Below are 22593 nucleotides of genomic sequence, written 5' to 3'. Positions count from 1 at the left end.
AACAGAGGCCTAAGTTGAACCTGCTCGACCCGACGACACCGCACCGCGACAACACCTCCACCGATCCCGACTGGTGGCGCGGCGCGGTGATTTACCAGATCTATCCCCGCAGCTATCAGGATTCCAACGGCGACGGGGTCGGGGACCTGGCCGGCATCATCCATCGCCTGCCGCATATCGCGTCCCTCGGGGTCGATGCGATCTGGATTTCGCCCTTCATGAAGTCGCCGATGCTGGACTTCGGCTACGACGTCTCGGACTACCGCGATGTCGACCCGATGTTCGGCACGCTCGGAGATTTCGACGCGCTGATCGAACGCGCGCATGAACTGGGCCTGAAGGTCCTGATCGACCTCGTGATCTCGCACAGTTCCGAGGTACACCCGTGGTTCAAGGAAAGCCGCGCCTCCGCCGACAATGCCCGGTCCGACTGGTATGTCTGGGCCGATGCGAAACCGGATGGCTCGCCGCCCAACAACTGGCTGTCGATCTTCGGCGGCTCGGCCTGGGAATGGGACGGGGAACGGATGCAGTACTACCTGCACAACTTCCTGACCTCGCAGCCGGACCTGAACCTGCACAACCCGGCCGTGCAGGACGAGCTGCTGGACATCACCCGCTTCTGGCTGGAACGGGGCGTCGACGGCTTCCGTCTCGACACCATCAATTTCTATTTCCACGACAAGAAGCTGCGCGACAATCCCGCGCTCGACCCGTCGGAGCGCAACGACAAGACCGCGCCGGCGGTGAACCCGTATAACTGGCAGAACCACCTCTATTCCAAGAACCAGCCCGAGAACCTGGAATTCCTCAAGCGTTTCCGGGCGGTGCTGGACGAGTTTCCCGGTTCCACCGCGGTGGGCGAGGTCGGCGAGGCGCAGCGCGGGATGGAAATCCAGGCGGCCTACACCTCGGGCGGCGACAAGGTCCACATGTGCTACGGCTTCGACTTTCTCGCGAACGAGCCGCTGTCGGGCAGCCACGTGGCACAGGTGCTGAAGGATTACGAGGAAGGCATCGGCGACGGCTGGGCCTGCTGGGCGTTTTCCAACCACGACGTGGTGCGCCACGCCTCGCGCTGGTACCTGTCCGAGGACGGGCTGCGCCTGGCCGCGGCGCTGTTGATGTCACTACGCGGCACGCTCTGCCTGTATCAGGGCGAGGAACTGGGCCTGACCGAGGCCTATGTCGCCTACGAGGACCTTCAGGATCCCTACGGCATCCGCTTCTGGCCGAAGTTCAAGGGCCGTGACGGCTGCCGCACTCCGATGCCGTGGAACCGCGACAATCACAACGGCGGCTTCACCGAGGGCAAGCCGTGGCTGCCGGTCGCGATGGAACACGTGAACCGCGCGGTGTCGGTGCAGGAGGACGACCCGTCCTCCACGCTTGCCTTCTACCGAAGGGCCATCGCGTTCCGGACGGCGCATGCCGCCTTCGCCAAGGGCAGCCTTGAGGTGGTGGAGGCCAGTCAGGACATCCTTGTCCTGATCCGGGCCCATGAAAAAGAACGCATTCTGTGTGCTTTCAATTTCGGCGGCGCGCCTGCAACTGTCTCGCTGCCCGACGGTGACTGGACAGCCGCGCCGGACGCGCCCTACGAGAGAACGGCAGAGAACGGAACCGTCATGCTGCCGCCGCTTGCCGCGTATTTCGGCATCGAGAAGAACGGGTAAGGGAGGACGCCCATGGCTGAGCTGAAACTGACCGATGTCGGCAAGAAATACGGCGGGACGGTCGAGGTTCTGAAGGACATCAACCTCGACATCCAGACCGGAGAGCTGATCGTCTTCGTCGGCCCATCCGGGTGCGGCAAGTCAACGCTGCTGCGGATGATCGCGGGGCTGGAAAAGATCACCTCCGGCACGCTGGAAATCGACGGGCTGGTCGTCAACGACGTGCCGCCCGCCCAGCGCGGCATTGCCATGGTGTTTCAATCCTACGCGCTTTACCCGCACATGACCGTGCGGGAAAACATGTCCTTTGCACTGAAAATCGCGAAGAAAACCAAGGAAGAGATCGACGCAGCGGTGAACAAGGCGGCAAAGATCCTGCAGCTTGAACCCTATCTCGACCGCCTGCCCAAGGCCCTGTCCGGCGGACAGCGGCAGCGGGTGGCTATCGGTCGGTCCATCGTGCGCGATCCCAAGGTCTACCTGTTCGACGAACCGCTCTCGAACCTCGACGCGGCGCTGCGCGTGGCCACGCGGATCGAGATCGCTCAGCTCAAGGAATCGATGCCCGACTCGACCATGATCTACGTCACCCACGATCAGGTGGAAGCGATGACGCTCGCCTCGCGCATCGTCGTGCTGGCGGACAAGGGGATCAGTCAGGTCGGCACGCCGCTGGACCTGTACGAGAAACCGCAGAACGAATTCGTCGCGCAGTTCATCGGCTCTCCCGCGATGAACCTGATTCCCGGCGAGGTGATCGAGACCGGCGCGCAGACAAGGATCAAGCTGGATGGCGAAGGCATCGCGGTATCTGCGATCCCCACGACCGACGCGGATATGGGGATGAAGGTCAAGGTCGGCGTCCGGCCCGAAGACCTGACGCTGGCTCAGGGCGAAACCTGTGTGATCGACGGCAAGGTCGACATTCTGGAAGCGCTCGGAGAGGTCACGCTGCTGTATTTTGTGCCCGAGCATGGCCGCGATCCGCTGATCGCCAAGCTGCCCGGCATCCACGACGACCTGCGCGGCAAGGATCTCCGGCTCGATGCGGCGCCGGGAAAGGTGCACCTGTTCCACGAAGGCAAGTCGCTGCTCTACCGCTGACCGGCGGGCGGACTGAGCCGGGAATATCGGAACATCGGGGCGGGTAGCTTCGTTTCCTTCTTGAAGGGAAGGAAACGCCTCCGCCATGCTCGATACGACTCAGTCCCGCAAAGCCGTGCTTTATCGCATGCTCATGCCCGACCACCTGTGCCCGTTCGGCCTGAAATCCAGGGACCTGCTGGAACGCGAAGGCTACGAGGTAGAGGACCATCCTCTGACCACCCGTGAGGAAACCGAAGCCTTCATGGACCGACATGGGGTGGAGACCACCCCGCAGACATGGATCGGCGACAAACGGATCGGCGGTTACGACGACCTGCGTGTGCATTTCGGCAAGGACGACCCCGAGCAGGAAACGAGTTATCAGCCGGTCATCGCCATCTTCGCCACCGCCTTCCTCATGGCCGTGGCGCTTGCCTGGGCCGCCTTCGGCACTCCGCTGGTCCTGCGCACGCTGGAATGGTTCATCGCACTGTCGATGTGTTTCCTCGCAGTGCAGAAGCTGAAGGATGTCGAAAGCTTCTCGACGATGTTCCTGAACTACGACCTGCTGGCGCGGCGCTGGGTGCGCTACGGCTACATTTACCCCTTCGCCGAGGCGTTCGCGGGCATTCTGATGCTGGCCGGCGGTGTCGCCGTCTGGCTGGCGGCCCCGGTGGCGGTGGTCATCGGAACGATCGGCGCGGTATCGGTGTTCAAGGCTGTCTACATCGACAAGCGAGAGCTGAAATGCGCCTGCGTCGGCGGTGACAGCAATGTGCCCCTGGGTTTTGTCTCCCTGACCGAAAACCTGATGATGCTGGCGATGGGCGTGTGGATGCCGCTGCGAATGATCCTCGGCCTCTGACCCTCAGGTAAGCAGCGCCCAGAGCGCCAGCCCGGCAAGGAAAAGCGCACTCCACGCGGCGGCCAAAAGCCCCGCGGCCCAGAGGGTAGGCCGCGGGGGCGGGGCATGTATCCCCGAAACTGAGTCGTTCGTTCGCTGCATAGCGCCATTAAGCTGGCATTAGGTTTCTGATGCGTTAACGTCTCCATGGAGATCCGCTGGGACAGACTGGACACCGCCGCATGGCAGGAGGCCCTGCCGCCCGACGCCTGCGCGATGCAGCAAAGCTGGCGTTACGGCGCGGCGGTCGCGGCCCACGGTCGCCACGTGTGCCGCGCTGAGATCCGGACAACGGAGGGCAGGGCGCTTGCCCAGACGATTATCCGCCGGGCAGGGCCGGTCACTGCAGGCTACCTGCCGCGCGGCCCTGTAGGCGTCTGCGGTCCGGAGATCTTATCCGCATTGCACCGAACGCTGCCCGGACACGGCCTGCGCCTTCTGATCGTCGCACCCGAAACGGAGACACCCGGCCTCCTGCCGCTCGTGACGCCTCAGACCCACGCGGAACTTGTCCTCACCGAGGCCGCCACCATGCGCCGACGCATGCACGGCAAATGGCGCAACCGGCTGAGCCGGGCGGAAGAGGCGAAGCTGAAGATCACCGTCACGACCCCCTCGCGTCAGGAGCTGCAGCAACTGGCCGACCTCGACCGCGCCCAATCCCGCGCACGCGGCTATTGCGGCCTGCCACCCGCATTCCTGAGCGCATGGTCCGAGACCCCCGGACCGCCGCCGCAACTCTTTTCCGCCCGCCAGCGCGGCGAAACCATCGCGACGATGCTGTTCCTCGATCATCCGCCCGGCGTGACCTATCAACTCGGCTGGTCCGGCGACGCGGGTCGTGCTGTCTCGGCGCATAACCTGCTGCTCTGGCGCGCGATGCTACACTTCGCGGGCAGGGGCCGCCGGCGTCTCGATCTGGGCACGCTCGACACCGTCACCGCCCCGGGACTGGCGCGGTTCAAGCTGGGGACGGGCGCGACAGTACGCAGGCTCGGCAGCACGGGCCTCGTACTGCCGTGGCGCCCATCGCCTCAGCCGTCCGCCGGTTCCGGCTCCACGACCGGCACCATCTTGAGATAGGCGGCAATCGCGGCGCGGTCCTCTTCCGGCAGTTCGGCGAGGTTCTGGACCACCAGAGCCATGTGCCCGCCTGCGCTGTCGAAATCGGGCGTGAAGCCCGAGGTGAAATACTCGATCAGATCCGCTTCCGACCAGTCCAGCGCACCGGGCGTGATGTTCGGGAAAGAGCCGCGCCCGGCCGGGTTCGGTGCGCCGCTCAGCCATTTCGTGGTCTCCAGCCCGCCCAGCGCATTGCGCGGCGTGTGGCATTCGCCGCAATGACCAAGCGCCTCCGCCAGATACCGCCCGCGTGTCTGCACCGGATCCAGATCCGCATTCACTACCCAGTCATCGTTCAGGAAAAGCCATTTCCAGCCACCAAGGCTGCGACGGATGTTGAACGGAAATCCAACGTCATGCGGCGTGTTCGCGGCATCGCTCGCCGGCAAGGTCTGCAGGAAGGCGTGAAGCGAGACGATATCCTCGGGCGTGGCCCGGATATAGGAGGCGTAGGGAAAAGCCGGGTAATAATGGCTGCCTTCCGGCGACACGCCGTTGTGCATCGCATTGTACAGGTCGAGCGCCGACCAGTCACCAATCCCGGCGTCCGGATCGGAGGAAATGTTCGGCGCGTAGAAGGTGCCGAAAGGGCTGGCAAAGCCCTGGCCGCCGGACAGGACCAGCTTGTCCTCGCCGCTCGCATCCACGGCGGCGTGGCACGAGGCGCAGCCACCGGCGTAAAACACCAACTCACCCTGCGCGAGATCCGGCTCGATCCCTTCCAGAACTTCAGCACTGGCCGTTACGGGTTTGGTAATCCACCAGAAAACGGCCGCCCCGATGACAATCAGGACGACCAGAAAAAGCAAAAAACGGCGCATGCCCTGATCCTATCGAAAAACCTCAGTCGGTTTGACGATAGCTCTGATGACAGGCTCCGCAAGCCCCGCCGATACCACCCATGTTCGCCTGTACGCCTTCCAGCGTTCCCGCGGCTCCAGCCATCGCCTCTGTGGCGGCCTGCAGCGCCGCGACCTTTTCCAGAACGTCAGGGATGTTATCCCACATGGCGGGCAGGGCACGGGTGTCTTCGACATCCGCATTGCTCGAACCCGGTGGCCAGTAAGCGGTGGTGTCCATCGCTGCAAGCGCGGCAAGGTTGTCCGCCGCGCGTTGGGCTGCATCGGCGTCGAAATCGACGTCGCCCTTGGCCATGTTTCCGAGGATACCGAGGTTGTAGGCATTCAGTTGCATATGGGCCTTACGGGCCTTGATCGCTCCCTCGACATTCACATGGCTGGCGGCAAGGACGACACTGCCCGCGACAGCGATGGCCGCGCCGAGAAGGGTAATGCTTGCGATTCTCATCTGCTGGCTCCCTGATCAAAAGATTTTGACGTAGCGGAATGGTAGCTGTGAGTTATTGGAATACCAGTGACCAATTTTGCGGCGAGGCTGTGAGCAATTGCACAAGGGTAACTGGGACGATCTGCGCTTCGTGCTGGCGGTTGCCGAGAATGGATCGGTGGCGGCGGCCGCGCGGTCTCTGGGCGTGAACCACGCCACGGTGCTGCGCAGGATTGCGGCATTCGAAGAAAGGCATGGCGGCGAGGTGTTTCTTCGCACCCCGCAGGGCTATGCCGTGCCGCAGGACCGTCAGCGACTGTTCGAGGCCGCTCGAGAGGTCGAGGCGGCGATCCTCGCCGTCGAACGCGTCATCGAGGGCGGCCACGCCCCGCTCACCGGAACCGTCCGGGTCACGTCCACCGACACTCTCTGTTCCACCCTGCTGCCTCCGGCCCTGGCAGAGGTGGGAAGGGACGCGACCGGCCTGAAACTGGAACTGATCTGTTCGAATGCGCATCTCGACCTTGCCCGCCTTCAGTCTGATATCGCGGTTCGCCCCGCCGCCGCATTGCCCGACGATCTGACAGGCATCCCCGCCGCGGATCTCGGCTTCGCGCCCTATGCCGCGCCCGGCGCGCCGGACCGGTGGCTCGTGCCCGGCGGTGCCCTGTCACGCTCCGTGCCCGCGAAATGGCTGGCGGAGCGGCATATGCCCGGCGGCATTGCCGGGTCATCCGACAGCTTCGTCACCCTGCGAGAGATGGCGGCGGCCGGCATGGGGCGCACGATCCTGCCCGCGATCCTCGGCGACGCCGATCCACGGCTCGACCGTCTGGAAGGCGTGATGCCGGCGATGTCGGTGCCGCTCTGGGTGGCGAGCCACGCGGATCTGGCGGCGGCGCCACGCATTGCCGTTGTGCGCGACCGGCTGGCCGAGGCGCTGGCGACACGGGCAAAGCTGCTGCTCGGCGAGCTCTAGGTCCTAGTCAGCGCACCACGCGCCCCGCCGGGAACCGGTTCGGCGTCAGCCACTCGGGCCACCCGAAGAAACGCTCGTAGGCGAACAGCGCCAGGCAGACGGCGACGATGGCGATCACAAAGACAACCCGCTGCCACGATGGCGGGTGCTGCGCCCAGCGCTTCATTCGCAGGAACCAGGCCGGTCCCATCAGGTCTCCGTCAATTGGCGCGGCAGGGCCGCGTGATGCCGCCATTCAAGGCGATTGTCGCGCCGTGCTCAACCCGCGCCCCGGCGGGCCCTCAGGCGCCGGTGAACCGGACCTTGCCGATATAGGGCAAGTTGCGGTTCCGCTGGGCATAGTCGATGCCATAGCCCACCACGAATTCGTCGGGGATCTCGAAACCGGTCCAGGTCGCCTTGATCTCCACCTCACGCCGAGACGGCTTGTCGAGCAGCGCGATGGTCTCCAGCCGCCGTGGCTCGCGGCTTTCCAGCAGCCGCACGACGTGGCTGAGGGTGAATCCCGTGTCCACGATATCCTCGACGACCAGAACGTCGCGCCCGGCAATCTCGCCGCGCAGATCCTTCAGGATGCGCACCTCGCGGCTCGATTCCATCGTGTCGCCGTAAGAGGACGCCTCGAGGAAATCGACCTCCACCGGCAGTTCCAGTTCGCGCACGAGGTCGGCGATGAACACGAACGATCCGCGCAGCAGGCCCACGACGATCAGTTTGCCGGTGCCCGCGAAAGTCGCTTCGATCTCGTCCGAAAGCTCTTCGATCCGGGCCGCGATGGCCTTTGCCGATATCATCTGATCGACCACATAGTCAGGCTGAGACATGCCGCCCCCTTGGATTCCCCGCCCGGGAACCATACGAAACACGGCATCAGACGAAAGTAGAATCCAGTTCCGTATGACCGCACATTCCGAAACCCGGCGCCTGCCGTACTCCGCCAGACAGATGTACGATCTGGTCGCCGACGTGGAAAAGTACCCCGAGTTCCTGCCCTGGTGCGCCGCCGCACGGGTCAACAAGCTGGTCGACACCGACTATGGCCGCCTGATGGAAGCGGATCTCGTGATCTCCTTCAAGGTCTTCCGCGAGAAGTTCGGCAGCCGCGTCGAACTTCACGACGAGGAGTTGAAGATCGTCACGGAATACATTGACGGGCCTTTCAAATATCTGAAATCCGTCTGGAACTTCCGCGATCTCGACGAGGGGTGCGAAGTGGCCTTCGATGTTGATTTCGAGTTCAGGAACATGATCCTGCAGCGTGCCATCGGGCTGGTCTTCAATCAGGCGATGCACCGCATCGTCGCCGCGTTCGAAAACCGCGCGAACGCGCTTCACGGCTGACGCGCCGGCTCTGGTCAGCCGGGAACCCAATCTTTACGATTTGCCGCGATAGGAGGAGGCGGGGCGTCCCCGAGCGGGCCTTCGCGCACGCCGACATTGTTATGGGCGGCCATCCGGTTGGGAGAGTTGGATGTGATGGTAACCGAGACTTTGGCGAAATTCGCGGTCGCGGCGCTGCCGAGCGAAGGCGCGCGCGCAATGATGCGGCTGTCGCTGTTCGACTGGGCGGTCTGCGGCATCGCCGGGCGGAACGAACCGGTCTCGCGCATTGTGCGCGAGATGGTCCGAGCCGAAGCTGGCGCGCCGCAATCGACGCTGTTTTGCGACAGCACGCGTGCACCAGCCCGTGCCGCCGCCCTGTCGAACGGCGCCACCTCGCATGCGCTGGATTTCGACGACACGCATTTCGGCCCCATCGCCCACCCGTCGGTCGCCATCATACCCGCGGCACTCGCCGTGGCGGAACGGGAAGGGGCCGACGGCGGCCGCTTCCTCGATGCCTGCCTGATCGGGGCGGAGGTGGCAATTCGCCTCGGCGAATGGCTGGGCCGGTCGCATTACGATGCGGGTTTCCACATGACCGCGACCGCCGGCACCTTCGGCGCCACCGCTGCCGTCGGCCGGATCCTGAAACTCGATGCCCACCGCATGGCCCACGCGCTGTCCATCGCCGCCACACGCGCGTCCGGGCTGAAATCGCAGTTCGGTACCATGGGAAAACCCTATCACGCCGGTCTGGCCGCCGCTGCGGGGGTGGAGGCGGCGACGCTGGGCGCCGCCGGCATCATCTCGCGCCCCGACGGCATCGAATGCGCCCAGGGCTTTGCCGATACCCATGCCGCGGAACGGAACGCCGATGCTTTCGACGAACTGGGGGAGGACTGGCGCTTCGACCATATCACGCACAAGTTCCACGCCTGCTGCCACGGCACCCACGCGACCGTGGAGGCGTTGACAGGTATGGCGCCGCGCCTCGCCGGGCAGACCATCGACACGGTAACCCTCCGCGTCCATCCAAGCTGGCTGAAGGTCTGCAACATCGAAACGCCCGAAACCGGGCTGGCGGCGAAGTTCAGTCTGCGGCTCTGCGCGGCGATGGCGCTGGACGGGCAGGAGACGGCGGATCTGGCGACGTTCAGCGATGAAGCCTGCAAGCGCCCGCGCCTGATCGAACTGCGCGACAAGGTAAGGGTGGAAGGCGACGACAGCCTCTCGGTCTCGGCAACCCACGTCGCCGTTTCGGTCGCCAGCGGCAGCACGTTCGAGGCGGTTCATGATCTGCAGACGCCGCTTCCGATGCCCGACCGGGCCACCAAGCTGCGCGGCAAGGCGCGCGCGCTGCTGGGCGACCCGATCTTCGGCCCGATCTGGAAAACGATCACGACCCAGGAAAAGCCGCACCTGCCGGCTTTCATTCGCTGTGTCGGTGGACAGTTTCCGGCACAGGTCGCGGCGAGCGGATGATGTTTTTTTTATTTGTATCAAAACCTAGAGCGGCATAGCTAACCTAAATCTGCGCCCCGGGCTTCAACGCCATCAGCATCAGGTCCAGCGCATAGTCCACGGTCGCCTGCCGAACGGCCGCACGGCCCAGCGCGCCGAACTCCATCACCTGCACCTCCACCGGCAGGCCCTCGCGTGCCAGCCCGAAACAGACCCGGCCTTCGGGCTTGTGTTCAGACCCACCGGGCCCGGCGATCCCCGTCACCGAAACCGCGATGGTTGCCGCCGACCGCGCCAGCGCGCCCGCCGCCATTTCGCCGGCAACCGCCTCGCTGACCGCCCCATGCGCGTCCAGCGTTGCTTGACGAACCCCCAGCATCTCGACCTTCGCGGCGTTGGAATAGGTGACGAATCCCCGGTCGAAGATTTCAGAAGAACCCGCCACATCGGTGATCGCACCGGCGATCAGTCCGCCGGTGCAGCTTTCCGCGGTGGCAATGATCGCTCCCGCTGTCCGGGCGCGGGACAGCAGCGTCTCCGCCCGCGTCGTCATACGCCCATCAGCCCGTGCGCCACGAAGGCAGCGATCCCGATGACCACCGCCGCCATCACTCCGGCGATCAGGTCGTCCAGCATCACGCCCAGCGCATCGCCGCGGCGGTCCGCCCAGCCGACGGGGCCCGGTTTCCAGATGTCGAACAGGCGGAAGAAGATGAACGCCCCGACCCAGCCCGGCCAGGGAAACACCCACGAATCCACGCCTGCGTGCCAAAGCCCGCCCGACAACGGCCAGAGCGCGATCCACACACCCGCCACCTCGTCGATCACGATCTCGGACGGGTCGTGATCGGTCGCGCCCTGCGTCTCCATCGACGTGGCCCACCACCCGGCAAGCACGACGACGATTGTCGCGGCCACGAGCAGGGGAAATCCGCCCAGCCCGTGCAGGACCCAGGCCACCGGGATCGCAAAGGCCGTGCCCCACGTGCCCGGCGCCCAGGGCAGGTAGCCCACGTAAAAGAAGGTTGCGATCAGACGGCTCATGCGCGCGCCAGCAGGGCCGTCGCAAGCGCGGCGATCCCTTCCTCCCGGCCGGTAAAGCCAAGCGTTTCCGTCGTGGTCGCCTTGATCGAGATGCGCCCGGGTTCCACTTTCATGATCTCCGCCATCCTTTCGGTCATCGATTGCGCATGTGGGCCGACCTTGGGCCGTTCGCAGATCACCGTCACGTCCACCGAACTGATCGCATATCCGCGCTCCGTTGCCTGCGCGACCGCGTGGCGCAGGAACAGGGCACTGTCGGCGCCCTTCCACTGCGGGTCGGAGGGCGGGAAATGGCGGCCGATATCGCCCAGCGCCAGCGCGCCATAGATCGCATCGGTCACCGCGTGCATCCCGACATCTGCATCGGAATGGCCCATCAGCGCCTTGTCATGCGGAACCCTGACCCCGCACAGCACCACGTGGTCGCCCTCGCCGAACCGGTGCACGTCGAACCCGTTGCCCAGCCGTATGTCCATCGCTTCCCTCAACATCGCTTCGGCGCGGACGAAATCACCCGGTTGGGTGAGCTTCAGGTTCCGTTCCTCGCCCGGGACCATCGCCACCTTGATCCCTGCGGCGCGCGCCACTTCAACATCGTCCGCCGCCGCGCCGCCATGCGCCCGGTGCGCTGCGAGAATCGGGTCGAAATGGAACCCCTGCGGCGTCTGTGCCCGGAGCAGCCCGTCGCGCGGCTGCAGGCCTGTTACAATTCCGTCATCGCCGCGCCAAAGCGCATCGGTGACCGCAAGCGCCGGCGCCGCGCCCTGATTGTCCTCCAGCGCCGCGATCACGTCCGCGATGATGCGCTGGCTGACCAATGGCCGGGCCGCGTCGTGAATCAGGACCCGGTCAAAGCCGCCATCCGCCAGCGCCTCCAGCCCGGCGCGCACCGAATCGGACCGGTTATCGCCGCCCGCGACCGCCAGAACCTCGCCAAGCCCTTCGCATAGCGGCATTTCCTGCGGATGCAGCACCACGACGATCCGGTCGACGCCCGGCGCATCGCGGAACGCATCCAGCGTCCGGTCGATCACCCTTCGGCCCGCCAGAGGCTGCCATTGCTTCGCCACGGGGCCGCCCGCGCGCAGACCCCGCCCGGCGGCGACAATGATGGCGGCGGTGCGGCTCATTCGGCATCCTCGGACATGGCCGTCTGTCTATTGCCAGACCGCAGAGGTGACAATGGAGGACGTTTCGCGGGCGGAAGTGATTAAATTTTACGCAACTGTAAAATTGATTGGTTAATCAAGTCTTCGGGAATTGTCATTGCCCCGATACCGCATTACCTCCCAAACCGTCCGCACAAGGAATAGGCATTTGACCATTCAAGTGGCGTCACTCACGTTCGCGCCTCCCGTTCTGTTGGCTCCGATGGCCGGCATCACAGACCTTCCGTTCCGCCGGCTCGTCGCCGGTTTCGGGGCTGGTCTCGTGGTGTCCGAGATGGTGGCCAGCCAGGAGATGGTGCAGGCAAAACCCGGCGTGCGCGAAAAGGCGGAACTGGGATTCGGGGACGGGCGGACGGCGGTTCAGCTTGCGGGGCGCGAAGCGTTCTGGATGGCCGAGGCCGCGCGGATGGCAGAGGCCAATGGCGCGCGGATCATCGACATCAACATGGGGTGCCCGGCCAAGAAGGTGACCAGCGCCTCCGGCGCGGGCGCCTGCGGCTCGGCGCTGATGAAGGATCTGGACCACGCGCTGACCTTGATCGAGGCGGTCGTCGGTGCCGTCACCGTGCCTGTGACACTGAAAACCCGGCTCGGCTGGGACGACACGCTGCGGAATGCCCCGGAACTGGCGCACCGGGCAGAGGCCGCCGGGGTTCGGATGATCACCATCCACGGCCGCACCCGCTGCCAGTTCTACAAGGGCCGCGCCGACTGGGCCGCGATCCGCGCCGTAAAGGACGCGGTATCGATCCCGGTGATCGCCAACGGCGACATCTGCGGCCCGGCCGACGCGCGCATGGCGCTGGCCCGCTCCGGCGCCGACGGTGTCATGGTGGGTCGCGGCGCGCAGGGAAAGCCGTGGCTGCTGGCACAGATTGCCGCGGCGCTCTACGGCACACCCAAGCCCCGCATCCCCGAAGGCGCCGCCTTCGCCGACATGGCCGCCGCGCATTACCAGGATGCGCTGTCCTTCTACGGCACCACGCTGGGCGCCCGCGTCGTCCGCAAGCACCTCGGCTGGTACATGGACGTCGCCGGCACGCCCGCCGCCCTGCGGCGCGAGGTGCTGACCGCCACGCCGGCAGGCACCCTGCGCCTGCTGCCGGGCGCACTGGCCGAGCCGGCGCTGGAGGCCGCATGACCTCGCTCGGTGAAACCATCTGGGCCTCGCTGCCGGTTCCCGCCTTCGTCGTCGATGGCGACGACCGGATCGCAGAGGTCAACGCCCCGGCAGAGCAGTTCCTGAACCTCTCCGCGCGGGCATTGCGCAGCGCGCCGATCTTCGACCGGCTCGCGATAGACGCCCCACTGGAAGAGGCCTTCGCCCGCGTCCGCACCGACCTGTCGCCACTGTTCATCAACAAGGTCGACGTATCGGGCGGCAATTCCGCCCCGGTGCAGTGCAACATCCAGATCGCCCCGCTGATCGGCCAGCCCGGGCACGTGCTCGTCCTGCTGGAACCGCGCCAGATCGCCGACCGCATGGGCCGCGCCTATTCCGTGACCTCGGCCGCCAAGTCCGCCATCGGCATGGCCGAGATGCTGGCGCACGAGATCAAGAACCCGCTCGCCGGCATCACCGGGGCGGCACAGCTGCTGTCGATGAACCTGCGCGACGGCGACCTCGAACTGACCGACCTGATCGTCGCCGAAAGCCGCCGCATCGTCGCGCTGCTGGAGCAGGTCGAGCAGTTCGGCAACCTGCGCCCGCCCGAGCGGCGCGTGGTCAACATCCACGATCTTCTCGACCGCGCCCGCAAATCGGCGATGGTCGGCTATGCCGCGAACATGAAGATCGTCGAGGAATTCGATCCCTCGCTTCCGCCCACCTATGTCGATTCCGACCAGATGCTGCAGGTATTCCTGAACCTTCTGAAGAACGCGGCAGAGGCGTCGGGCGGGCAGGGCGGCACGATCCGCCTGCGCAGCTTCTACGACATGTCCCTGCGGCTGCGCCGCCGGGACGGGGCAGGCGGCGCCCTGCCGCTGCAGATCGAGATCGTCGACGACGGGCCGGGTATCCCGCCCGAAATTGCGACGGAGATCTTCGACCCGTTCGTTTCGGGCCGAGAGAACGGCACCGGGCTCGGCCTGGCGCTCGTCAGCAAGATCATCTCCGACCACGACGGCTGGATCTCTGTTGATTCAGTGCCGGGCAAGACCGTCTTCCGCATTTCGCTCCCGGTCGCGCCGAAAGAGACGAGGGAGGACCAGTAATGTATGCCAAGGAGGCGATTTAGATGGACGGCACGGTACTTGTCGCCGATGACGACCGCACGATCCGCACGGTCCTGACTCAGGCTCTGACCCGCGCGGGCTGCAAGGTGCATGCGACATCCTCGATGGTGACGCTGATGCGCTGGGTCGAGGAGGGGAAGGGCGACCTCGTGATTTCCGACGTCGTCATGCCCGACGGCAACGGCCTCGACGCGCTTCCGAAGATCGCAGAGGAACGTCCGGGCCTGCCGGTCATCGTGATCTCGGCCCAGAACACGATCATGACGGCGATCCAGGCGGCCGAGAAGGACGCCTACGATTACCTGCCCAAGCCCTTCGACCTGCCGGACCTGATGAAGCGCGCCGCGCGCGCGCTCGAGGTCAAGCGGCGCGCAACGCCCAAGCGGGTGAATGGCGAGCAGACGCAGGACGACCTGCCGCTGGTCGGCCGCACGCCCGCGATGCAGGCGCTGTACCGGCTCGTGGCGCGGGTGATGAACACCGAGCTTGCGGTGCTGATCACCGGCGAATCGGGGACCGGGAAATCGCTGATCGCCCGTGCGATCCACGACTTTTCCGACCGCCGCACGCTGCCGTTCGTGGTTGCGGGCGCAGCGGATCTGGCAACGATGGATGGCCCCTCCACGCTGCTGTCGCGGGCCAAGAACGGCTCCATCCTGTTCGACGAGGTGGGCGATCTGGATGACGAGGCGCAAGCCCGAATCGTCCGCATGCTGGACAGCTTCACCGACAACGCGCCGCGCGTCATGGCCACCAGCCAGGCCGATCTCGCCTCCAAGATGGAAAACGGCGCCTTCCGGCAGGATCTGTTCTACCGCCTCTCCGGGGTGACTCTGAACGTGCCCAGCCTTAGGGAAAGAGTGGACGATATCCCGTTGCTGGCAGAGCATTTTCTGTCGCGCGCGGAACGCGACGGTCTGCCGGCGCGGCGCTTCTCCGAACCGGCGCTTGACCTGATCCGCGCCTATTCGTGGCCGGGCAACGTGCGCCAGTTGGAGAACACGATCCGCAGGCTGCTGGTGACTTCTACCGAAGAGGAAATCAGCCGCAGCGAGACCGAGCAGGTGCTCGGGAACCAGCCAGCGATGGAGCCTCTGCAGGGTGGAGGCGACGGCGACAAGCTGTCGTCCAGCGTCGCCAAGCATCTGCGCCGTTATTTCGACCTGCATGGCGGCGTCCTGCCGCCCCCCGGACTTTACACGAGGATCCTCAAGGAAGTTGAACTCCCGCTTATAGAAATCGCACTCGATGCGACGGGCGGAAACCAGGCCAAATGCGCCGATCTGCTTGGAATTAACCGTAATACGTTAAGAAAAAAGATCACCGATCTGGATATTCAGGTGACACGCCGCCGCAAGTTGATGTAAAACGGCAACAGAAGAGTGGCATAGGCGCCGCAGGCAGCGGAAAAGGCCACCAGATTTTGCGGTAGCGTCGCCGGAGTGCGGCGAGATAGTGAGGTGAGTCTCGTGCGCACAGCCGTACGTAGTCTCAAATGGGAGCGTCTGAGCAGGCTCCGCCGACAGCGCAAGGTGCAGAACGCGGCCACCCTCGGGCTGGTCATTCTGGGACCTTTGCTCGCGGCGGCGACTTTCCTGGTTCTTGGGCCGCTGAACCAGGGCACGTCCGGGCTGGCGTTGCGCCTCGTGCTTCTGGCCGACTTCGTCTACGTCATGCTGATCGCAGGGCTGGTTTTGCAGCGTGTGGCGGCGATGATCGCCGCGCGCCGCGCGCAATCCGCCGGCTCGCGCCTGCACCTGAGGCTGACGGGCGTTTTCGCAATCGTCGCCCTGGCCCCGGCGATCCTTGTGGCCGTCTTCGCCGTCATCACGGTGAATTTCGGCCTTGAAGGCTGGTTCTCTGACCGCGTGCGCACCGTCCTCGGCGCCTCGCTCAGCGCGGCGGAAGCGTACGAAGAGGAACACCGCCGCGATCTGCGGACGGATGCCGAGGCGCTGGCCGACTACCTCAACCGGGCCCGTCGCGCGACCTTCTTCGTCTCGGACGGCCAGTTGCGGCAGATCCTGACCCAGGGCCAGGCACAGATTCAGCGGGGGCTGCGGGAAGCCTACGTGATCAACGGCGCCGGAGAGATCCGGGCGAGGGGCGAACGCAGCTACCTGTTCGATTTCGAAGAGCCGGACACCGGCCTGCTGGAACAGGCGCTCGAAGGCGGGACCGTGGTCATCGAGGACTGGGACAACAACGAATTCCGCGCGATCGTCGCACTGGACGCCTATCTCGACCGCTATCTTTATGTCTCGCGCGAGGTCGACGGAGAGATCCTGAACCTGCTCGATGATACTCAGGAGACGGTTCACCTCTACACCCAGTTGGAAAGCGAACGCGGGCGCATCGTTTTCGAATTCGGATTGCTCTATCTGGGCTTTGCCGTGATCCTCGTGATGGCGTCGATCTGGCTGGGCCTGTGGTTCGCAGAACGCCTCTCGGGTCCGGTGGGGCGTCTGGCCGGCGCCGCACAGCGTGTCGGGGCTGGCGACCTGGACGTGCAGCTGCGTGAAGAGAAGGGCGATGACGAAATCGCCATGCTCGGGCGCATCTTCAACCAGATGACCCGCCAGCTGAAAGCTCAGCGCAACACTATGCTTGAGGCCAACGCTCAGATCGAGGCGCGGCGGCGGCTGTTCGATTCCGTGCTGAGCTCGATCACCGCCGGCGTGATGGGGCTGGACGATTCCGGGCACGTGACCTTCATCAACCGGTCCGCGGCCAGGCTGCTTGGCCTCGACCCCGATATGCATTCCGGCCGGCTGGCCGAAGTGGTTCCTGAATTCGACCCTCTGTTCAAGCGTCTGCGCAGCGGTATCTCGGAAACCGTTCAGGAAGAGATCAAGATGCTGAGGCAGGGGAAGCTCGAGAACCTGCTGGTCCGCATGGCCACCCGGCGTACGGATGATGGCAAGCTGGAAGGCTTCGTGATTGCATTCGACGATGTGACCGACCTGGTCTCGGCCCAGCGTATGGCGGCCTGGGGCGATGTCGCCCGCCGCATCGCGCACGAGATCAAGAACCCGTTGACCCCGATCCAGCTCTCGGCGGAACGCATCCAGCGCAAGTTCGTCCGCGAAGTCGAGGATGCCGAACGCCTGACCCAGATGACCGAGGTCATCATTCGCCAGACGAACGACCTGCGGAGGATCGTCGACGAGTTCTCCAAGTTTGCCCGCATGCCCGAACCGGACCGCAAGGTACAGGACCTGACCGGCATCCTTCGTGACGCGGTGCTGTTGCAGGAGGATGCGCAGCAGCAGGGCGTTACCGTTACGGCTGACCTGCCGGATGATCGGGTGCTCGCCGATATCGACGCCACGATGATCAGCCAGGCGCTGACGAACCTGATCAAGAACGCCGGAGAAGCGGTTGAAAGCTATCGCGAATCTTCGGAGGATGCCGACTATCCCGGCGAGGTGCGCGTTGCCATGCGCATCGGTCGCACCAGCGCCATTATAACCATTGATGACAACGGCATCGGCCTGCCGCCGGACCGGTCGCGCCTGTTCGAACCCTATGTAACGACGCGCGAAAAGGGCACCGGACTGGGCCTCTCCATCGTCAAGAAGATCGTCGAGGAGCACGGGGGAACCCTGTCGCTCATCGACGCGGAACCGTTTGCCCCGGGCGCCCGCAGCGGCGCCCGTGCCGAAATTCGCCTGCCGCTGGTGCCGCAGGAAAACACCCCCAAAAACCAGGAAATGGCCATATGAGGAAGCAGTCATGAGCGATATTCTGATAGTCGACGACGAACGCGATATCCGCGAACTGATCTCCGACATTCTCGAAGACGAAGGCTACACGACCCGCCTCGCCGCGAATTCCGACGAGTGCATGGCCTCGATCAACACCGAGCCGCCGGCGCTCATGATCCTCGACATCTGGCTCAAGGACAGCCGGATGGACGGCATCGACATCCTCAAGACCGTCAAGCGCGACAATCCCGGCATCCCGATCGTCATCATTTCCGGCCACGGCAATATCGAGATCGCGGTCGCGGCCATCAAGCAGGGCGCCTACGACTTCATCGAGAAACCGTTCAACATCGACCAGCTCATGGTCGTCATCGGCCGCGCGATGGAAACCTCCCGCCTGCGCCGCGAGAACTCGGAACTGAAGCGCCGCGACGAGGGCCCGACAGAGATGGTCGGATCAAGTTCCTCCTTCAAGGCACTGAAAAACAACCTCGACAAGGTGACCAAATCCAACGGCCGCGTGATGCTGACCGGCCCCGCCGGCGCCGGCAAGGAAGTCGCCGCGCGCTATATCCACGCCAATTCCAACCGCGCGCAGGCCCCGTTCGTGACCGTCAACTGCGCCTCGATCGAACCCGAACGGATGGAAGAGGTCCTGTTCGGCCGCGAGGGCGCGGATCGCGGCGTGGAACCGGGCTTCCTCGAACAGGCCCACGGCGGTGTGCTTTATTTCGACGAGGTCGCGGACATGCCGCTCGGCACCCAGTCCAAGATCCTGCGCGTCCTTGTCGAACAGCAGTTCCAGCGGGTCGGCGGCACCGACAAGGTCCGCGTCGACATGCGCGTGATCTCGTCCACCAACCGCGACCTCGAGACGGAGATCGACGCAGGCACCTTCCGCCAGGAACTGTACCACCGCCTGAACGTCGTCCCGATCCAGGTGCCGTCGCTGGAAGACCGCCGCGAGGATATCCCGCTGCTCGCCGGCCATTTCATCGAGGCGTTCAACAAGACCCAGGGCCTGCCGCTCCGCGATGTCAGCGACGACGCCATCGCGCTTCTGCAGACGATGGTCTGGCCCGGCAACGTCCGCCAGCTGAAGAACGTGATCGAGCGCGTGCTGATCCTCGGCGAGGGCACCGGCCCGATCACCGCCACCGAACTCCCGCAGAGCGAACCGGCGGGGCAGGAGGAGGGCAAGGTCGTGCTCTCCGGCTCGCTCGCCACGCTGCCGCTGCGCGAGGCGCGCGAACTGTTCGAGCGGGAATACCTGCTGACCCAGATCAACCGGTTCGGCGGCAACATCTCCCGCACGGCCAGCTTCGTCGGCATGGAACGCTCGGCGCTGCACCGCAAGCTCAAGTCGCTGGGCGTCGTGACCACGAACAAGGCCGGCAGCCGTATCGCGACCGTCGAGGAGGAAACCGTCAAGGCCGGCTAGGACCGGCACGGCAGAGGGAGGCAATCATGCGTGTAAAGAGGTTCCTGCCCGTGGCAGCGGGCACCCTGATGGCGGCCGCCCTGGCCATCGGCATGTCCGGCGCGGCCCGGGCCGATCCGGTCGCCGACATACTGGCCGAGGCCGCCGCGACCTGCGCCAGCTTCGAGAACGGCGCGTTCGACCCGCGGGACGCGGTCGCGCAGGCGGACCTGACCGGCGACGGCGCGATGGACACGCTGATCGACGAAAGCCGGTTCAGCTGCAGCTCCGGCGCGTCGATGTTCTGCGGCTCTGGCGGCTGCCTGCTGCACGCGGTCATTGGCGACCGGTCCTGGTCCTACCAGGCCGAAGGCTGGCGCCTGACCGACTGGGATGGCCGCCCCGTCCTGCTCATCGCCCGCGACGGAGGCTGGTGCGGCGGCGCAGGCGCGCAGCTCTGCTACGAAGCCGTGACCTGGAGCGCCGGCGAGATGCTGACGGTGATGCCGCAGGGGAATTGATGGCCGTTCGCGGAAGGGGCTGGAAAGAGCTTTTTCGAATTCGGCGAACTGCGCGGCAATTGACGCGATGGGCGGTAAGCGATCATTCGCTGCGCAAATCACCAACGTCCGCTTGGCGGACCAAGCTGACCTTCGATGAACGGCAGCTCCCGGCGTGGGACATAAGCGGTCATTTTTGTCGGTGACGGAAACCATGGGCACAAACGACCGAAAACGCGCCCGAGCTGAGGCACCGGCATCAAGGGGCCGTGTCCTCAGCCTTCCGGCTTGCAGGCCGCACCAACTTCTTGACGCAGAACCCTGTCCGTCTCCTAGTCTGCAGCAGTGAAGGCAGCTCCGAAGAACACGCGCCAGCTCAGCCGGACTTTAATCGCAGACACGTCACTCAGAAGGGCAGGGTGACAGTGTTCAGCCAATGCAGGGCTGTCCCCACCACCTGGCCGATCTTCTCAACGACCGGAACCCCTGCGAGCTGAGCAGTGACGCTGCCGACGACCGCGACACCGCTCGCTGAGCCAATCGCAGCCATGAAGCTATCGACGGACTTATCCAGTTTCTTGCCGATCCAGGAGAGGACTTTTTGCAACCGTCCTGCCGCGTCGACCACGACCTCTACGTTGGGCATTTCCTTTGCAAGCTCTGCATCCATCTCGTCGATGGCAACGGTTGCTTCGATCTTCAGGTCGACCGTCAGTGCCAGTTGCTCTGGCGGTTGATTGTGGCCAATTCCGCCATGCGGCTGCGGGTCTTGAGCGAGGAGCGCGCGCAGCTCCGCCAGTTCGCGGCGCAACGCCTCGCGTTCCTCGCGTTCAAGCGGGTTGCCAAAGGAAGGAACGACGCCGTTTTCTATCCGCCGCTGAATGTCCTCTAAGGCCGGGGGAGGGAGCTCGTCATAGTGTTCGGCCATTGCCTCTTCGCGGGCGGCTATCTGATCAGGGTGATTTGGACCTGGTGCCCATTCTAGCGTGCCGTCTGACTGTACCTCTTGGACGGCTTCCTGGATAACCTCAATGGGCACTATGCCGCTAAACTCGTCTTGGAGCTGTTCGTCGGCATCGTAAGGTCCGCCCCAAGGATAGCGATAGGGAGAGTCGCCAGGGTCTTCCTTGTCCGCGTAGGGCATCTCGTTCTGAGGGTCTTCAAACATGCCCCGAAACCAGTGGACCATGTACTCGAACTGCTTCTTCCGACCGAGGCGCTTGAGCCTGGATGGCGTAATGTAGTTTTCTGGATCGTCCGGTGAGTAATAGTGGGCTGCCACGTCCTGTCTTTCGTTAAAGGTTCGGGCCTACATCACTACTATCACCGCGTTGATGTAAGGGATGTGCTGCCACCTCGTACCGATTAATCTCGACCACCAGCAGGACAAGCGCCTTCGTACGCTTAAGGTAGTTCAGATCTTCTAGGGGCACGAGCATATCCCAAGATATCGCGCCATAAACGGTAGCTTTTAGGAATTCCAGTTAAAATCTTGGATCTCTCGCCAAGGCACTAGATTACGTTGCGGTTGCACTCCTGGAGTTCTGTCCTGTTCGATCATGCGCAGGGCGATTAGCTTTCCGGATCGCTTCAGATCACGAAGCTCATCCAGTGACTCGACGGCTATCTCGGCCCGGTAAGGGCCCATCGTGTCGAACTCCACAGGCACAAATACAGTTTCGCTGCCATCATCGTTCTCGCGGATACGTTTCAAAGATGAACCCTCGTCAAGGAGCTTCTGGACGTGATCAATCGAACTAGTGGCTGGTAATTTGGCAAGTCAACAAAAAAGCTTTTTGTAGCCTGCTTAGGACTGAGTGCCACAAACGGTCGTTTCTGTTCCTCCCTAAGGGTGCCTGCCACTACAGAAGGTTAGCCGCGACAGAACCCCAAAGCAAAACCCATGTGGTTCTGGCACGTATTTAGGCTGCTCGCGAGAGCCGCCGTTCGCCGCAGCCCGTCAAATGATCAGGAAGGGCTCGCAGTTGCCGTTCACTGCGTTTGTGATGAACGGCGGCTCAGGGCTGAAACCATACGACACTTCTTGAATTGGTGAGTGTCCGCATCGTCCACCAATCCAACCTTCGCCCACCCACAACTCCAACCTTCGCCCACCCACAACCTTGCATCCTCTGACACCCCCTCCGCCAGCCTTCCCCTACCGGCGCGGCACGCTGAACAGGATGTAGCCCATGTGCCGCGCGACCTCGCGGCCGCCGGTTTCCGAGGCGAACAGGCCCGGATCGGTTCCGACGGGGCAGGCGACAAGGTCGGCCGCGTCGTCGAGGAATTCCGCCGTGACTTCGCTTTCGCCGACCCGGCGGCAGGCGTCGCCGTCTCCGCGGTATCCGTCGCCGAACAGGGGCAGCCCGGCGGGCGGCGGGGGCGGCGGTGCGGGGGCGGGCTCGTCCTCGCATCCCGCAAGCGCCAGCAGCGCGGCCGTTCCCGCGATCAGTCCGGTGAATGTCCGCATGTTGTCCTCCCTCGGTCTGCGACCTGTTTCGGGAAAGGCTATTGTCTGCGTGGCGGGCTGGCTATCTTTCCGCCGCCGGCAGGCGGAATCCCGCCTTGCCGCCGCGGCGGTGCCGGGGCGCCGTCTGCCCGGCCGGTCGTCCCCGTCGGCGCTGCGTCCTCACCCGACGTTTGCGCTAACATGCCTGAAATCAAGCACTTGACC

General features: G+C 64.5%; 23 protein-coding genes. 13 read left to right on the top strand and 10 right to left on the bottom strand.

Features of this window, described 5'->3' with window-relative positions:
* The first annotated feature begins 14 nt into the window (after positions 1-14).
* The 4 genes from HCO70_RS09500 (at position 15) to HCO70_RS09485 (ending at position 4749) form a co-directional block, all read left to right on the top strand.
* Positions 15-1676, top strand: coding sequence for an alpha-glucosidase family protein (locus HCO70_RS09500; RefSeq protein ID WP_371742176.1), 1662 nt, complete (start codon positions 15-17; stop codon positions 1674-1676).
* A 12-nt stretch (positions 1677-1688) separates the two neighbouring features.
* Positions 1689-2780: an ABC transporter ATP-binding protein gene (locus HCO70_RS09495; RefSeq protein WP_172295283.1), complete on the top strand. Its 1092-nt coding sequence runs from the start codon at positions 1689-1691 to the stop codon at positions 2778-2780.
* 85 nt (positions 2781-2865) lie between these two features.
* Positions 2866-3627 carry a glutaredoxin gene (locus HCO70_RS09490; RefSeq protein ID WP_253913145.1) on the top strand — a complete coding sequence of 254 codons (762 nt, stop codon included), beginning with the start codon at positions 2866-2868 and terminating at the stop codon, positions 3625-3627.
* 186 nt (positions 3628-3813) lie between these two features.
* The gene (locus HCO70_RS09485) at positions 3814-4749 is read left to right on the top strand and encodes a GNAT family N-acetyltransferase (protein ID WP_172295281.1); all 936 of its coding nucleotides are present in this window, start codon (positions 3814-3816) and stop codon (positions 4747-4749) included.
* Here HCO70_RS09485 and HCO70_RS09480 read toward each other — a convergent pair.
* Entirely contained in the window at positions 4701-5609 is a 909-nt protein-coding gene (locus HCO70_RS09480; protein ID WP_172295279.1) for a cytochrome c, read from the bottom strand. The genes HCO70_RS09485 and HCO70_RS09480 overlap by 49 nt on opposite strands.
* Before the next feature lie 22 nt (positions 5610-5631).
* Positions 5632-6096 (bottom strand): cytochrome c, encoded by a 465-nt coding sequence (locus HCO70_RS09475; RefSeq protein ID WP_172295277.1) that lies wholly within the window; start codon positions 6094-6096, stop codon positions 5632-5634.
* 97 nt (positions 6097-6193) lie between these two features.
* Between HCO70_RS09475 and HCO70_RS09470 the strand changes: the two genes are divergently transcribed.
* Positions 6194-7054 (top strand): LysR family transcriptional regulator, encoded by an 861-nt coding sequence (locus HCO70_RS09470; RefSeq protein ID WP_172295275.1) that lies wholly within the window; start codon positions 6194-6196, stop codon positions 7052-7054.
* A 7-nt stretch (positions 7055-7061) separates the two neighbouring features.
* Here HCO70_RS09470 and HCO70_RS09465 read toward each other — a convergent pair whose 3' ends face one another.
* Complete coding sequence (locus HCO70_RS09465; protein WP_172295273.1) at positions 7062-7244, bottom strand: hypothetical protein; 183 nt, start codon at positions 7242-7244, stop codon at positions 7062-7064.
* Positions 7245-7335: 91 nt separating this feature from the next.
* Positions 7336-7878 (bottom strand): hypoxanthine phosphoribosyltransferase, encoded by a 543-nt coding sequence (gene hpt, locus HCO70_RS09460; RefSeq protein ID WP_172295271.1) that lies wholly within the window; start codon positions 7876-7878, stop codon positions 7336-7338.
* Positions 7879-7951: 73 nt separating this feature from the next.
* On the opposite strand from hpt, the gene HCO70_RS09455 reads away from it, so the two are divergent.
* Entirely contained in the window at positions 7952-8395 is a 444-nt protein-coding gene (locus HCO70_RS09455; RefSeq protein WP_172295269.1) for a type II toxin-antitoxin system RatA family toxin, read from the top strand.
* Between the two features lie 135 nt (positions 8396-8530).
* Positions 8531-9859 (top strand): MmgE/PrpD family protein, encoded by a 1329-nt coding sequence (locus HCO70_RS09450; protein WP_216665310.1) that lies wholly within the window; start codon positions 8531-8533, stop codon positions 9857-9859.
* A gap of 43 nt (positions 9860-9902) precedes the next feature.
* Here the strand turns inward: HCO70_RS09450 and HCO70_RS09445 are convergent, their stop codons facing one another.
* Genes HCO70_RS09445 through HCO70_RS09435 form a run of 3 tightly spaced genes read right to left on the bottom strand, consistent with a single transcriptional unit; the run spans position 9903 to position 12012 of the window.
* Complete coding sequence (locus tag HCO70_RS09445; protein ID WP_172295265.1) at positions 9903-10391, bottom strand: CinA family protein; 489 nt, start codon at positions 10389-10391, stop codon at positions 9903-9905.
* Positions 10388-10882 (bottom strand): phosphatidylglycerophosphatase A, encoded by a 495-nt coding sequence (locus HCO70_RS09440; protein WP_172295263.1) that lies wholly within the window; start codon positions 10880-10882, stop codon positions 10388-10390. The genes HCO70_RS09445 and HCO70_RS09440 overlap by 4 nt, the downstream gene beginning before the upstream one ends.
* On the bottom strand, positions 10879-12012 hold the full coding sequence (locus HCO70_RS09435; RefSeq protein WP_172295261.1) for a bifunctional 2-C-methyl-D-erythritol 4-phosphate cytidylyltransferase/2-C-methyl-D-erythritol 2,4-cyclodiphosphate synthase: 1134 nt from the start codon (positions 12010-12012) through the stop codon (positions 10879-10881). The genes HCO70_RS09440 and HCO70_RS09435 overlap by 4 nt, the downstream gene beginning before the upstream one ends.
* A gap of 187 nt (positions 12013-12199) precedes the next feature.
* Here HCO70_RS09435 and dusB point away from each other — a divergent pair, with 187 nt between their 5' ends.
* From dusB to HCO70_RS09405, 6 genes are all read left to right on the top strand, one after another.
* Positions 12200-13192, top strand: a complete 993-nt coding sequence (gene dusB, locus HCO70_RS09430; protein WP_172295259.1) for a tRNA dihydrouridine synthase DusB — start codon at positions 12200-12202, stop codon at positions 13190-13192.
* On the top strand, positions 13189-14268 hold the full coding sequence (locus HCO70_RS09425) for a nitrogen regulation protein NR(II) (RefSeq protein WP_172295257.1): 1080 nt from the start codon (positions 13189-13191) through the stop codon (positions 14266-14268). Before dusB ends, HCO70_RS09425 begins: the two co-directional genes overlap by 4 nt.
* A 23-nt stretch (positions 14269-14291) precedes the next feature.
* Positions 14292-15656 (top strand): response regulator, encoded by a 1365-nt coding sequence (locus HCO70_RS09420; protein WP_172295255.1) that lies wholly within the window; start codon positions 14292-14294, stop codon positions 15654-15656.
* Positions 15657-15758: 102 nt separating this feature from the next.
* On the top strand, positions 15759-18014 hold the full coding sequence (locus tag HCO70_RS09415) for an ATP-binding protein (RefSeq protein WP_172295253.1): 2256 nt from the start codon (positions 15759-15761) through the stop codon (positions 18012-18014).
* Positions 18015-18024: 10 nt separating this feature from the next.
* Complete coding sequence (locus tag HCO70_RS09410) at positions 18025-19437, top strand: sigma-54 dependent transcriptional regulator (protein WP_172295251.1); 1413 nt, start codon at positions 18025-18027, stop codon at positions 19435-19437.
* Between the two features lie 26 nt (positions 19438-19463).
* Positions 19464-19937 (top strand): hypothetical protein, encoded by a 474-nt coding sequence (locus tag HCO70_RS09405; protein WP_172295249.1) that lies wholly within the window; start codon positions 19464-19466, stop codon positions 19935-19937.
* A gap of 385 nt (positions 19938-20322) precedes the next feature.
* On the opposite strand, the gene HCO70_RS09400 is transcribed toward HCO70_RS09405, so the two are convergent.
* The 3 genes from HCO70_RS09400 to HCO70_RS09390 form a co-directional block, all read right to left on the bottom strand.
* Positions 20323-21198: a hypothetical protein gene (locus HCO70_RS09400; RefSeq protein ID WP_172295247.1), complete on the bottom strand. Its 876-nt coding sequence runs from the start codon at positions 21196-21198 to the stop codon at positions 20323-20325.
* 189 nt (positions 21199-21387) lie between these two features.
* Entirely contained in the window at positions 21388-21630 is a 243-nt protein-coding gene (locus HCO70_RS09395; RefSeq protein ID WP_172295245.1) for a hypothetical protein, read from the bottom strand.
* Positions 21631-22074: 444 nt separating this feature from the next.
* On the bottom strand, positions 22075-22389 hold the full coding sequence (locus HCO70_RS09390) for a hypothetical protein (protein WP_172295243.1): 315 nt from the start codon (positions 22387-22389) through the stop codon (positions 22075-22077).
* Between the last annotated feature and the right edge of the window lie 204 nt (positions 22390-22593).

Source organism: Pseudoruegeria sp. HB172150 (assembly GCF_013184805.1).
Lineage (GTDB): Bacteria > Pseudomonadota > Alphaproteobacteria > Rhodobacterales > Rhodobacteraceae > Psychromarinibacter.
Note: the sequence above shows the minus strand (reverse complement) of the source record. Positions and strands in the feature narration are given on the sequence as shown.

Excerpts from the sequence above, each read along its gene's own strand:
- HCO70_RS09445 (WP_172295265.1), bottom strand. The coding sequence starts at position 10,391 with ATGACGACGCGGGCGGAGACGCTGCTGTCCCGCGCCCGGACAGCGGGA.
- HCO70_RS09480 (WP_172295279.1), bottom strand. The coding sequence starts at position 5,609 with ATGCGCCGTTTTTTGCTTTTTCTGGTCGTCCTGATTGTCATCGGGGCG.
- HCO70_RS09495 (WP_172295283.1), top strand. The coding sequence starts at position 1,689 with ATGGCTGAGCTGAAACTGACCGATGTCGGCAAGAAATACGGCGGGACG.
- HCO70_RS09440 (WP_172295263.1), bottom strand. The coding sequence starts at position 10,882 with ATGAGCCGTCTGATCGCAACCTTCTTTTACGTGGGCTACCTGCCCTGG.
- HCO70_RS09405 (WP_172295249.1), top strand. The coding sequence starts at position 19,464 with ATGCGTGTAAAGAGGTTCCTGCCCGTGGCAGCGGGCACCCTGATGGCG.
- HCO70_RS09490 (WP_253913145.1), top strand. The coding sequence starts at position 2,866 with ATGCTCGATACGACTCAGTCCCGCAAAGCCGTGCTTTATCGCATGCTC.
- hpt (WP_172295271.1), bottom strand. The coding sequence starts at position 7,878 with ATGTCTCAGCCTGACTATGTGGTCGATCAGATGATATCGGCAAAGGCC.
- HCO70_RS09390 (WP_172295243.1), bottom strand. The coding sequence starts at position 22,389 with ATGCGGACATTCACCGGACTGATCGCGGGAACGGCCGCGCTGCTGGCG.
- HCO70_RS09485 (WP_172295281.1), top strand. The coding sequence starts at position 3,814 with ATGGAGATCCGCTGGGACAGACTGGACACCGCCGCATGGCAGGAGGCC.
- HCO70_RS09435 (WP_172295261.1), bottom strand. The coding sequence starts at position 12,012 with ATGAGCCGCACCGCCGCCATCATTGTCGCCGCCGGGCGGGGTCTGCGC.
- HCO70_RS09420 (WP_172295255.1), top strand. The coding sequence starts at position 14,292 with ATGGACGGCACGGTACTTGTCGCCGATGACGACCGCACGATCCGCACG.
- HCO70_RS09410 (WP_172295251.1), top strand. The coding sequence starts at position 18,025 with ATGAGCGATATTCTGATAGTCGACGACGAACGCGATATCCGCGAACTG.
- HCO70_RS09465 (WP_172295273.1), bottom strand. The coding sequence starts at position 7,244 with ATGGGACCGGCCTGGTTCCTGCGAATGAAGCGCTGGGCGCAGCACCCG.
- HCO70_RS09475 (WP_172295277.1), bottom strand. The coding sequence starts at position 6,096 with ATGAGAATCGCAAGCATTACCCTTCTCGGCGCGGCCATCGCTGTCGCG.
- HCO70_RS09425 (WP_172295257.1), top strand. The coding sequence starts at position 13,189 with ATGACCTCGCTCGGTGAAACCATCTGGGCCTCGCTGCCGGTTCCCGCC.
- HCO70_RS09455 (WP_172295269.1), top strand. The coding sequence starts at position 7,952 with ATGACCGCACATTCCGAAACCCGGCGCCTGCCGTACTCCGCCAGACAG.
- HCO70_RS09450 (WP_216665310.1), top strand. The coding sequence starts at position 8,531 with ATGGTAACCGAGACTTTGGCGAAATTCGCGGTCGCGGCGCTGCCGAGC.